This is a genomic window from Neobacillus sp. B24, from assembly GCF_055381825.1.
The window spans coordinates 879,891-892,670 of record NZ_AP035777.1 but is presented as its reverse complement, the minus strand read 5'-3'; the positions used below and the strand labels follow the sequence as shown (position 1 = coordinate 892,670).

7 protein-coding genes and 1 pseudogene are annotated in these 12,780 nt (G+C 36.1%); 6 read left to right on the top strand and 2 right to left on the bottom strand.

The window, feature by feature from the left end:
- The first annotated feature begins 12 nt into the window (after positions 1-12).
- Complete coding sequence (locus tag ACZ43M_RS04240; protein ID WP_464506195.1) at positions 13-762, top strand: phosphotransferase family protein; 750 nt, start codon at positions 13-15, stop codon at positions 760-762.
- 609 nt (positions 763-1,371) lie between these two features.
- Here ACZ43M_RS04240 and ACZ43M_RS04235 read toward each other — a convergent pair.
- On the bottom strand, positions 1,372-2,055 hold the full coding sequence (locus tag ACZ43M_RS04235) for an Ltp family lipoprotein (protein WP_464506194.1): 684 nt from the start codon (positions 2,053-2,055) through the stop codon (positions 1,372-1,374).
- Between the two features lie 379 nt (positions 2,056-2,434).
- On the opposite strand from ACZ43M_RS04235, the gene ACZ43M_RS04230 reads away from it, so the two are divergent.
- Positions 2,435-2,833 carry a (deoxy)nucleoside triphosphate pyrophosphohydrolase gene (locus ACZ43M_RS04230; RefSeq protein WP_464506193.1) on the top strand — a complete coding sequence of 133 codons (399 nt, stop codon included), beginning with the start codon at positions 2,435-2,437 and terminating at the stop codon, positions 2,831-2,833.
- 80 nt (positions 2,834-2,913) lie between these two features.
- Here ACZ43M_RS04230 and ACZ43M_RS04225 read toward each other — a convergent pair.
- Positions 2,914-6,082: pseudogene (locus ACZ43M_RS04225) on the bottom strand (DEAD/DEAH box helicase).
- Between the two features lie 359 nt (positions 6,083-6,441).
- On the opposite strand from ACZ43M_RS04225, the gene ACZ43M_RS04220 reads away from it, so the two are divergent.
- Genes ACZ43M_RS04220 through ACZ43M_RS04205 form a run of 4 tightly spaced genes read left to right on the top strand, consistent with a single transcriptional unit; the run spans position 6,442 to position 12,648 of the window.
- A complete protein-coding gene (locus ACZ43M_RS04220; protein WP_464506192.1) occupies positions 6,442-7,761 on the top strand; it encodes a hypothetical protein in 1,320 nt (439 codons plus the stop codon).
- Positions 7,761-8,390: a hypothetical protein gene (locus tag ACZ43M_RS04215; protein WP_464506191.1), complete on the top strand. Its 630-nt coding sequence runs from the start codon at positions 7,761-7,763 to the stop codon at positions 8,388-8,390. Before ACZ43M_RS04220 ends, ACZ43M_RS04215 begins: the two co-directional genes overlap by 1 nt.
- A 6-nt stretch (positions 8,391-8,396) precedes the next feature.
- Complete coding sequence (locus ACZ43M_RS04210) at positions 8,397-11,285, top strand: hypothetical protein (RefSeq protein WP_464506190.1); 2,889 nt, start codon at positions 8,397-8,399, stop codon at positions 11,283-11,285.
- Entirely contained in the window at positions 11,278-12,648 is a 1,371-nt protein-coding gene (locus ACZ43M_RS04205) for a Wadjet anti-phage system protein JetD domain-containing protein (protein ID WP_464506189.1), read from the top strand. Before ACZ43M_RS04210 ends, ACZ43M_RS04205 begins: the two co-directional genes overlap by 8 nt.
- Positions 12,649-12,780 lie beyond the last annotated feature (132 nt).

The following is a 12,780-nucleotide window of genomic DNA, read 5'->3' as shown; positions in this document are numbered from 1 at the left end:
GGAGAGGACTAAATGAATTTAGGTAATCCCATTGCAATAGGTAATACCGCAAAAATTTATCTTTCCGACAACAAAATAGTAAAAGTTTTTAACGATTATTTGCCAGATACAGAATCCATAAATGAAGCAAATAAGCAAAAATATGCCTATTCTTGTGGACTTCCTGTACCGGAGATATTAGATGTTACCAAGATAAACGGAAAACAAGCAATAATAATGGAATATTTTAAGGGAGAAACATTAGGAGACTTATTGTTGAAAGATAAAGAACAAGCAGAATATTATTTGAATATTTCAGTCAATATGCAACTTGAAATTCATAAAATTATTCCCGATGCAATTGAACCAATGTATGACAAATTATACCGCCAAATTGAATTGGTAAATATTTTAGATAAAAGACAAAAATCTTATTTGTTAAAGAAATTGGAATCAATTACATACGAGAATAGGCTCTGTCACGGTGACTTTCATTTATATAATTTGATTAAGGTAAATAACCAATTGGTAGTTATAGATTGGGTTGATTCGAGTGCAGGAGATATTCGTGCTGATATATATCGGACTTATCTTTTATATTCCCAATTTTCATCCGATATAGCTGAAATGTATTTACAACTTTATTGTGATAAGAGTGGATTGTTAAGGTCTGACGTTTTTCAATGGGCTCCAATCATCGCAGGAGCTAGATTATCTGAAAGTGTCTCAACTGAGAATTCGGAACGACTTTTGGAGATTATTAATAACTACTGTCCATTATAATAAGGTGACAATATATGCATAATTTCACCTTAACCAAAGGGTGCTCTAATATGAGTTTCCTCTACTAAAAAACAGCTCAGAGCAATAAACTCTATCCTAGGAATAACGCGGCTCATTGCAACTATTTATCATAAGAATACGCCATCGATTAAACTTGCTGAACGGTTAGGGATGAAGTATGAAAAGAGGACATTCGTTGGGAAAAGTGATGATTATATTTATTCAATTCATAGAAAATAACTAAATTTTTAGAAACCGAAGCGTTTTTTCTGTTTTTCTTTTTTTGCCATTTCCTATGCACCCTCTATACTATTTTTCAAAATACTTTTTACGATTCATTTACATAGCTCCGAAATTTCCAGCTGTAATTCTGCGTTTATACCCCGGTCTATACATATTATTCTTTTTATGTTTAATTAATTTACTGACAAAACAAATATTCATTAATCCTCACAATGCGGATTTATTTACTTCTCCTATTCTTGTTTTTTACAAGGTTTTCTGTTGCATTTATTAAAGATTGGAGTACTACTACTTCTGCTTGCGTAGCCCAGCAGCAATAAAATGCCCTCAACCAAGTAAGAGGATGAGGGCGGAAATTCGTTTTATTTATTTATTTAAATTCTGTATAGCGTAATCAGCTTCTTCTCGTGTAAATTTTTCACCGTATTCAGAAGTCAATTGGTCCCTTATCGCTTCTGGGGACATACTCATTGATTCCTGATAACTTTTTGCTTTTTCCAACGCGTGTTTATTAAAATCGGCTTTTATATTGTCAATTGCATATTGTGCTTCGTCTTCAGTAAATTTTTCACCATGTTCAGATATAAGTTGGTCATGAATTCCCTGCTTTGACATGTGCATAGTTTCTGAATAGGATTCTGCCTTTTTCAGAGCATTTGCTTTCCAATCAAATTCAAGATGATCCATCGCATACTGAGCAGCTTCTGCGGAAAACTTTTCGCCATATTCTGAAGTTAATTGTTCATAAATGGCATTTTTGGACATGTTCATCGCTTTTGCGTAGGATTCTGCTTTTTTCAAAGCAGACTTATATTCTGCAGGAACATTATCCTCTACCTTCGTATCTTCTTTTTTGGATACCTCTGTACTTGGTTCCTCTTTCTTTTCCCCTGACTTATCTTTTACTGATTCGGCGACAACCGGCTTGCTTTCCTTTTTGGTTGTGTCCGCTTTGTCATCATCATTGCCGTTGATAGCGGAACCAATAATAATAATCGCAATGACCCAAACCCACCATCTTTTATATAACGGCTTTTTTGCTTTGGCCATCTCATACACCCTCTTTACTATTTTTATAAAATATACCAATTTAAAGTAAAATAGTGCTACGACTTTAATCACCTTAGCGTTGTAAATCTATATTTTTTTGAAGCTCCCCCTTATTCACTACCACATTCTCTTAGTTTAACTGCGTTTGTATATTTTGAATTAACCTTAACAGTCTACTACTCCTTCAACAGCTTTTACGGCCTCACTTAAAAATATGTTAATTATTGAGACCAGTAACAAGTTAAACTTTTTACTATCAAGTGATTATCAATCAATTAATTGCCAAACTGACAATATAAGACCCTAAAATTCAACAACTAAGAATCCTCTAATAAAAAATGGTATGATAGGTAGGAAGGAAACATTGTAGGAGGCTTCAATGAAAAAGCAAATTAAAGTAGTCGCAGCGATTATTGAAAACGAGAAACAAGAAATCCTATGTGCGTTACGCTCGCCCGTTATGTCTATACCAAACAGATGGGAGTTCCCAGGCGGGAAAGTTGAAGCTAATGAGGACATCTACTCTGCCCTGGAGAGAGAAATAAGTGAAGAGTTAGACTGCAAAATTGAAACATTCAAAGAGGTATACAATGATAACACTCACGAATACGATACCTTCATCATTAATCTAATTTCCATTAAATGTAGAGTTGTCGAAGGGACACCTAAACCAAGTGAGCATTCTAAGTTAGTCTGGCTAAAAAGGGACAATCTTGAATTGCTCAAGTGGTCGCTAGCGGATATCCCGGCAGTAAAACAATTAATACAGGAAAAATGAGAGCATTCCTAGATTATTATCGGAAGTCATTTACTACCACCACAGAAAGAACCCTGCTGAAATCAACAAGGTTCGTTAGTTTACAAGATATTCTTATTTGCTCTCGGCACCAGGTAAGATGGCATTTCTTCATTCAGTCTCCAAACAAAACTCATCGGCTGACTGCCAGAATGGCTCACATGGTCCGCCGTTCCCAGGAAAACGAATGGTGAGGTATAGCCATTTTCTTTCTTATATTCCCTTACAAACAGGGCAATCTTATGGTTTCGCTTTTTATGAAATATATACCGTTCTGCCGTTTTACTTCCTTCCGCAACTCGACTCTGGGTTTGCCAGTGGAAGAGCCTTTCATTAATTGCGTAGTCATCATATAAGGTAGATGGTGAAAAGTCCTTTTCCGATTTATTCAAGGTAATGAAGAAGATATCAAGATTCTTATCCTCAAAATGCTTTACCCCTTCACGGAATGCAGGGCTACGATTTTCATTGAAATAGCCAAGAGCTGCTAACGCTTGCGAGGTATTATATTTACAATGGACACCTAACGGACAAGCAAAATCAAAATCATTTTCAATCTCCATTGTTTCCAACGATCGATAAAGAAATTGAAGAATCTGCCTAAACTCGTCCTTTAACTCAGACTGTGATAATACCTGATCGATCCCCTCTTCCAAAGAGATGCAACCTTCACTAGCGGGATGTGAGTTGTAAAAGGAATAATAGAAGATAGCAAGCATTAATCTTTCCTCTTCATTCCTTATTCTTCCGTACTCTAAATAATCCAACAAAAACTCCAAAAGGTTTCGTGAATTCAAGTGAAACAAATTCGGCAATCTCTTTGTGAACACTTTCTCACCAGCGTACTCAAAATCCGGTGCCACCCCTGCTTCCACCATCATCCTGCTAAAACTGCGGTCACCATTTTTTCCATAAAAGTCATAAATAGAAAGATGATAATGCTTTAAAAAGTTTGACAAGGTAAGGCTTAGGCCAGTATCTTCCTCAAAGTATTTCATTTTGGCAACCAGGTTACCTCGGGTGTTGGCACTTGATTTGATATTACGTAAAATATAGTCTTTTGCCTGCTTCTCCAATTGAACGAAGCAGCCCTTTGGTAAATGTACAAAACCGTTCTCAACATAGTGCTGTACAGAGTGCTTGGTTTTTCCAATCAAAGCACGGAACTTTTCCTCAAAATTATAATTCTTATGAGCCTGTCCCACAAAGTCCAGCACAGTCAGACATTCCTTGCCCTCCGCCAAACGCAGTCCACGTCCCAACTGTTGCAAAAAGACCGTCAAACTCTCAGTCGGCCGTAGAAATAGAATAGTATTGACGCCAGGAATATCGACTCCTTCATTATATAGGTCGACCACAAAAATAAACTTGATTTCCCCTTGAACGAGTTGGCTTTGTGCCTCTTTCCGAAGGGTTTGTAATTCTTTTCTTCCACTCGAGTCACTATACAAAGCTACTGACGGGATACCCGCTTTATTAAAGAAATCAGCCATGTACTTCGCATGCTCAATCGATACACAAAACCCAAGCCCTTTGATCTGGTCTATATCCGTAATATATTTATCAATACTTTTGATAATTTGACTACTCCGATGGTCATTTGATGTATACACATTCTCTAATTCTTTAATTTCATAACCTCTTCGGCTCCACTTTAATTTATCCAAATCAACGGTATCACTTACACAAAAATATTGAAACGGACTTAACAGCTTGCGATTAATTGCCTGAGTTAGCCGCATTTCAGCAGAAATTGTATCGTCAAAATAAGATAAGATGTTCTTTCCATCCATCCGTTCGGGTGTTGCAGTCAGACCAAGCAGAATTTTCGGCTGATAATGGCCTAACAGTCGCTGATAAGATTCAGCAGCAGCATGGTGGAATTCATCAACAATAATAAAATCATAAAAATCGGGAGTGGTAGACTCATAAATCTTCTTGCTGTTAAAGCTTTGAATGCTCACGAATAAATGATCTAATGATGCTGGCTGGGAAGCCCCGACTAACATATCGCCAAAGTTGGGGTCCTTTAAAATACCTCGGTATGTTTCAATGCTTTGTTGCAAAATCTCCTCCCGGTGGGCCACGAATAACAGCTTAGCTGATTTATGTTTATTTTTATAACGCTTATAGTCGAATGCAGAAATAACCGTTTTTCCAACACCAGTGGCGGCAACTAGCAGGTTTTTCATTCGTCCGAATACTTCGCGCTCTACCTGAAGCTGTTCGAGAATTTCTTTTTGATAAAAATAAGGTCGGATATCGAAAATAAATTGATGCTCTTCCCTATCACTTTTCTTACTTTTTGACAACGCATGCTTTAATAGTTCCTGGTCTTGATGGTTATTAGGTTCAAACAATTTAAATTCATTGTCATTCCAATAGCTTTCAAACGTTGCCTCAAATTTCTTAAGAATGTCAAACGAATCCTTTTCAGTGACTTTAATGTTCCATTCCAAACCAGAAGTTAGAGCCGGATTTGATAAATTCGAGGAACCAATATAAGCCGTACTGAACCCTGTTTCCCGTTTAAATAAGTAGGCCTTGGCATGCAGACGCGTCCGGTCCACATCATAGGAAATCTTAATTTCTGTATTCGGCAGCTGACTGAGCTCTTGAATCGCTTTATAATCCGTGGCTTCCATATATGATGTCGTAATAACTCTAAGTTTGTTATTTGGATTTGTGGTAAAGCTCCTCAGTTCCTCAATAATACAACGCAGTCCGCTCCACTTAATAAATCGAAACCAGCATATCAATAGAATCTGATGTAAGAATTTCCTTTTGAAGCTCACTCATCATATTTGGTTCATAATTGGAACCAGTAAAAAGAGAGCTTTGTGAAATTGGTGTTACTGGCCGAATAACTTCATTCTTTGTAATGCTTCGGATAGAATTTATTCTAGAATAAATTGAGGTGAGAACTTCGCCTTCCTCTTCGATTTGGAGCTTGCGGAACTCTTCCTCATCCAGACGCCGACTTAAAGTTGAGATGACTTCGTTACAGGTGCGAATTTGATTTATTATTGCCTGTTGATCATCTGCTTCATTTTCACGTACAAATTTTAGAGCTTTCCTAGTCACTAGGGAAATGTAGGATGCTAATAATTTTCTTGCCTCTTCAACCTCTATTCGCTCTTTACCGACATCGTATGTATTAAAGTCTAAGCTTGTAAGTTCACCTTTTAGTTTTTGGGTGATGATTTCTTCGTAGATTCCTTGTTTAATCATTTTGTACTCCTTAATATTCTCATATTATTGTTTATTTCTTCTTTAACTATTTGATATCCTTCACTAAGAAGAATTTATACTTAAAATATATGAGTTTTTAATAACTACATTTTTTTAGATTTTATCTTTCCGAACTAAACAACCGATAATAGCCTATTCTTGGTAGAGATAAGAGTGGCATATCAAAACAATATTATGTAAAAATCATATGTGCTAATAGACCAGCATTATTTACTTTAAGGCACATTTAATCACCCTACTTTTCACTTACAAATTTTCAAAAAATTACTATAAATGATACAATAATACTATTGAATATATTTTATTTTTACAAGTTATACTTACCATTGGGGTGAACCATGATTTTTTCTAAGGATTTATCAGTTAATCAAAACACTGTTACACAATTGGAATTAAATCTTTCAGAAAGTGCCTCAATTGAAAATTTTGGGGACTATGATATTCCGAACGAAGATATTAACCAAGCCAAAATGATTGAACCTTTTTATGATCTTTTCAGGCTTTTTACCCTTAGAAACGATGAAACTATTACACTAGCCCTTGCTGCAATTCGCTCATTGGCAAGACAAACAGACGGTTACTTTACCCGTGAGCAAATGAATCTATCATTAAATTACCTTAGTACAGAATACAGATCAAAAGTAATTAAGGCCCTTCAAGATTACGGATGGATTTCCACAAATGGATTGCGATATGAAATCCCAGAACGGGTTCGAAATTTAATGGTTTTTTTATTTGGGACTTTAACTCGTTCCGGTCATGACATGGCAAGGGATTTAAATGTTTCATTTTCTTTTATTGACCTAGACGAAGCGGCTGGTGTAGATAAAGAAATTGCTGAAGGCAATTTTGAATCAGCCATTGGCTCCTTAAGGAAGTTAAAAGCCCAACTAGAACAAGTTTTAGAAAAGAAATCCTCCACAGAGGCCAATAGTTTACTTTCTAAAAGTAAAGAGGTTAAGACGGTAATTGATAATATAGTAAAACGTCTGAAAGAAAAAAATCACCAATCATACAAATACACCATGACAACAGAAGTCTTTAAGTTAAGAGCCGAAATTATCCGAATGTACCAAGACTTGCTCACCTTTATCAATCAAGATATCCAAGCAAATGCTAAGAGTTTCGGAAAATATTTAACACCGGAACAAATTAATGAGTTTTTAGAAAAGGCACCTACAGAAATACTCGCCAACCTTGCCCGCCGCAGAATCTCCAATGAAATAAAGCCCTTATTTGTCACAAGAAATGAGATTATGACAAAAGGATGTGCTTATCTAGAAAGAAGAAGTGTAAAACAAGAACCAACACTCCCACCGCCTACAGTTGAAATAAAACGTGAAACCGTAACAGTTAATGTACAAGAGGGTGCTGCGATACAATTTTATCGTGAACTATTGGCAAAATTAGAAATCCGCTCTCCCATCCCTTTAGAAAAGGCTATTGTAAAAAATACATATGGCGATTCTTTATTTCGTGCGGGGTTATTAGCAACGGTTCTTCGAGATTTGGAAAACCTCCCTGGAAATAAACAAATCAGCCTTCATTTATTTAGGAGTCTTGAAACCTTAGAGGATGGTCCAGTCCACCTCATCACTAAAGGACTCGTTAGTTCGGATGCTTGTCCAGATCCATCCATTGATTTGGAGGAATTATAATGAACATTTTAGAACATGAGGTTCAATCCATATGTATTCGTCTTTTTCATGGTTGGGCGGAGAAGGCAGAACTACCACTGATGGCGTCAGACCCTGCTATATACCAGGCGGTTCAAGAAAGACTTGCTTGGTTGGGATTGGAATTAGTTGATCGTTCCGATTGCCCATGGTATGTAATACGTCTGATACGAGAACACGATAGTTTTTCTCAATATAGGAGAAGAAATCGTCATCTCCAAGGACGCCATTATGCAATGTTATTAATATTATATTCAAAGTTATTACTACCCAAAAGAGCAGGACTTGTTGGTCCATCAACTGATCTTAGTATTAGCCTTCTTGAAATTTACGAGAATTATGGACATAAATTTATACCTACCAGAAAAAAGGTGGTAACAGCAGCGTCGATAAAAAAGCTGCTACAAAACTTGGTTAGTTCAGGTTTCATCGTGAAGAAAAGAAATGCGGAAATATACGAAGCCGGTCCTGCTATGTACATGTTGCATGACGAATTACTTACAGACATCGCTGAATCGAGCCTTCAAATATTATTTGGAGTAGACCTTTCCAATGACGAGCTCCACGATGGGGAGGACTCAGATGAAGAATTATTTTCTAAAGAGGAGTGACCCACATTGTTAAGATTAAAGGATATTAATACAGCATATTGGGGGTTCATTCGTACCGGAAAAGACCCTTTCCCCCTTAGCGATAAAGTAAACGCCTTTATTGGTCCATCAGGTAGTGGAAAAACCACATACATGGATGCAATAAGAATTACATTGGGTGATGCAAAATTTGAAAATAACAGAGCAATGGACCACTATATTCATCCTGCATCCAATTGGGCCGTAGTTCGTGTAGCCTTTTGGAATAGAGATCAAGAAGGGAGACCCTTTTTTCCCTTAGGATATGCCTTTGATGAAGTGACTTTCTGTGTTAGATTAGACCGTTCTAATGGTGAATGTAAGAGAGAATATTATGTTTTTGACGGGGAGTTTAACAACATTCTGGAACTCGGACAAAATCCCAAATTATATCGTACAATCCAAAAAAATCATACAGCGTATTTAAAGTTATTAGAGGAAGTTGGAATCAGCACTTCCTTTCGCCGATTAATGATGATGAGACCAGAGCTGGTTCAGAATACCGTCAGCCAGCAGCCTCACGAATTATTTAAACTGATTTTTGATCTTAAAGGTCAAAAATATATACAAGAGGAGCATGAAAAAGCGCAGGAAGTATTGAGGAATCTTATTATTGAGGAAGGGAATACAGCTAAAGAATTACATAATGCAGAATTTAAATTAACAGAATATGAGCGTAAAAAAGAATTATATGAACAAAATGAAAAGAACAAAATAGAATATCACTCATTATCTCATCTTTTATTAAAACGAAAATTTTGGGATTCCCAAAAGGAAATTGCTGCCCAGCGTGAGGCATTTAACGAGGCGGTTAAAGTCCGTGATAATATGGTCGAACAAGCCAAACTTTTAAAAGCTGAGCTTGAGGCACTACAAGATGAATACAAACAAGCATCTGATACAAAGGACACATTTAAAGAAAAAATTGGGTCCGAACAAGATAAAAAAGATACTCTATCAAAACAGGTTGCCTTATTAGAAGAAAATTTGAATAAATCGGAAAAGCGCATTGCAGAAATTGAACTCATTGATCCAGAAGATATTGATGAACTTGAAAAAAAGAGAGATAGATTAGAAAAGCAAGTCAACCAATTAAATGCTACTATTTCACAAATTAATACAAATATAGAAGAGACTTCTTTAAGACTAGACTCTTTAAACAAGAATCAAAGCGTATTTCCCAGTTGGGTAAATACTTTTCAACATGTACTTAAATCAAATAAGGTACCCGCAAAAATGCTTGCAGATTGTATCCAGGTAATTCCTGAATATGAAGCATGGTTACCCGCTATCGAGGCTTATTTAGGGCGAGAACGGTATCGTGTAATCATTCCATTAGACTATCAATTAAAATCCAAGAAACTTCAGGAACAGTATCAATATATTGCCCGGGTTTCAGTTCCCAAACCTGCAAAACATGTTTTAAAGAATACAAAATTAAAAGATACATTTGCGTCCCTCCGTCAAGCAATAATCGTTGAGCACGAAGAATTAATTGGCGGTTATCTTGACCGTTTAAACAATATATATCTTGTATCTACCGTTGAAGAAGGGCATCAACTCCAGCGAGATGGTTATATTAGTTTGACCCAGAAGGGTCTTATTCAAGACAGTGATGGTGCAATTTTTGTTAAAACAAATGAATTTGTCTGTGGAAGTGTAGCAAGGGAAAGATATAAGAACGAACTTTCTAAACAACTTCAAACTCATTACCATAGTTTGAAAGATATTGAAATAAAATATGCTTATAAAAAGGACCTTCTTAAGGAATGTGAAAAACATATATTAAATCAAGTTGACCGTTTAAGTTTGCCGCAACTACACTTACTTTTTGAACAGGGATCTGCAAAGTATAAACAATTACTTTTACAAATAAATGATTCCACAAAAACTATTCAGGATTTAACCGACAAACAGGAATCTGCATGGGAACTTCTTAACAAAATGACAGCTCTAAAGGAAAGAAAAATTGCCGAAATAGATTCCAATAATAAATACCTACAACAGCAAGAATTAACCCTTAATGGTTATAAGGGACAGATAGGAAAGCTAGAACAGCAAGTCCAAACTTCTGAAAAAGCTTTAAGAGAAGTAGGATACGATGACCATGCCCTGGAATTCTTAGACATAGAGGTGGATATGGATAAGATTTTCTTTAAAGCGGATGGAACTGAATGGACTCAGGACCAGTTATCAGAAAAAGTTAAAGATTTAAGGGAGGCAACTGATCGATTCTATTATGAGAACAGTGATATTAATGCTGGTTTAATTGCAATGGTAGAACCTCAAAAAAATAGGGTTATGCAATTAAAAACAATTTTAGAAAAAGCTATTGCTGAACGCCTAGAATGGGAGGAGCGCCTGGAAAATGCTGAAATATCTCTCCGTCACCATGTAAAAGAAACAATGAGTCAATATATTGAGGAATTTACTGAAATGGCAAATATGTTGGGGGCTAAAGCTCAAGGAAAATTAGATCAGGAAGGACCGTCATATAATCAATGGAAATTACACTTGAAACTTGCATTTGATGGCAAAGAGCTTAAGCCATACTCAGACCCAATCTTTTCATCAGGTCAACGTGCGGCGATAAGTATTATGCTTTTATTAGCCTCATTAAGTAACACAAAAGAAGGAACACAAAATAGTTTAATGTTTCTTGACGAGCCTACATCAAGGGTGGATGATGCTCGTGCCAATGAGATTGGCACAATACTTCAGAAAACCAATGTTCAATATTTTATTACCCACCAGGTTTCGGCAAGTTTAATTTCTGTCGATTGGATTAACCACGGAATCGTATTCTCAAAACTAAGGGATGGTCAAGATTTTGCTGATGACCCTATTTTCCAATCTAGGAGAATTATCAATGAGTGAATTAAATTCAGTACGTAGTAAGATAAGAGTAACGGACTTGGAGATTCATAAATTTCTTTGGAATTCAGCTGAACGTCAACCCAGATTTCCAGTTTATAAAATTCGCAGCGGAAAAGAATATAGCGGATTGGAAGAGACTCTTCAGAAACCACACGGATTTCGAAGAATTATGGAGGAGGCACTAAAATATCTGCAGTCTACCAGAAAGCGCCGCTGGAAGTCTTTTCTTAATAAATTGACTAAAGAATTTAATGAATATCAAATCATAGAAATGGTTGAACTGCTTATTCAAACTGGCATTGTTTGCTTAACGGAGAAAAATAATCGACCCTTTAAAGGTGAATATTGGGATGCTTTTGAGATTTCTGTAGACCCACGTGCAATAAAGGAACTGGAAATTAAGTATGGATCAAATAATGAAAAGGAAAAATTGAGGAATTCTACTCTTATTGAAATACAGCAACTAGTTGATCAGTGGGGCAAATCTGATGCTGATATTTCAAGAAAATTAGAAAAATTAGTGCAGTTAGGAATCAAAAGTTTATTGGAACCAAATGCGAAGAATGAATTTCCAATTAACCCCACTTATACAATAAGTTTTCGGTCTGTGTTAATTACCCTAGGATATGGAAGATTGATGCTTGGCAGAGGAGAAACAATCCCTTTAAGAACTTTATCAAGCCTGTTATGGGATAATACAAAAATTCTCAATCGTTATCAGGCAATGATTGAGGCTATAATCGATTGTCCTCTAAATCTAATTGGAATAGAATCACATCCTGATACGATATGGGTATATGGTGACATATACTACCATTTGCCTGGCCTAGCACCAGTATCGTTACTAGCTGGTAGACCAACAATATTAACAAGAGAGACTATTCTCGAGTCAAATTTTACAGCTGGAACTAATTTAAAGTCGGTTTTAGTTGTAGAAAATTTAACTGTATTTCTAACAGTTCTAAGAAGAATTTATTATAAAAGAAATGATGTTCTTGTCCTTTGGAGTGACGGTTATTGGAATCGACTGCATAGAAAAATATTACGTAGTGCAATAACTCAACAAAAAGTTCCTGTTTATGTATGGAGTGATTTAGATGGTGACGGGTTAGCAATTACCCAACAGATCTGTAACTGGGTTAAGCAGCACGGGTCAAAATCTAAACCTGTTCTCATGGGGGCAAATGATTTACTCAAAGCAGGTGGAAAACGTGTAGCTACCCAAAGGGATCTTACTCTTATCTCAAATATGCGCTCAGATTATTTTTATGACCTAATACCACTTATCAAAGAGCATAAATTAACTGTTGAACAAGAGCGTCTCCTTTTGGATTTTGAATATATTTCTACCAAATTACCATAAATACGATAATAGTGCCTAGTCACTTTAAGTAAAATGCCACTGAGTCTGACATATGCTTTTGGTAACAGGCACTTATTTAATTATTTCACTAATTTGACTGAATGAGCTTTTATATAATAAGGATTTACCTTA

Coding starts and splice junctions, on each gene's coding strand:
- ACZ43M_RS04240 (WP_464506195.1), top strand. CDS start 13: ATGAATTTAGGTAATCCCATTGCAATAGGTAATACCGCAAAAATTTAT.
- ACZ43M_RS04235 (WP_464506194.1), bottom strand. CDS start 2,055: ATGGCCAAAGCAAAAAAGCCGTTATATAAAAGATGGTGGGTTTGGGTC.
- ACZ43M_RS04230 (WP_464506193.1), top strand. CDS start 2,435: ATGAAAAAGCAAATTAAAGTAGTCGCAGCGATTATTGAAAACGAGAAA.
- ACZ43M_RS04220 (WP_464506192.1), top strand. CDS start 6,442: ATGATTTTTTCTAAGGATTTATCAGTTAATCAAAACACTGTTACACAA.
- ACZ43M_RS04215 (WP_464506191.1), top strand. CDS start 7,761: ATGAACATTTTAGAACATGAGGTTCAATCCATATGTATTCGTCTTTTT.
- ACZ43M_RS04205 (WP_464506189.1), top strand. CDS start 11,278: ATGAGTGAATTAAATTCAGTACGTAGTAAGATAAGAGTAACGGACTTG.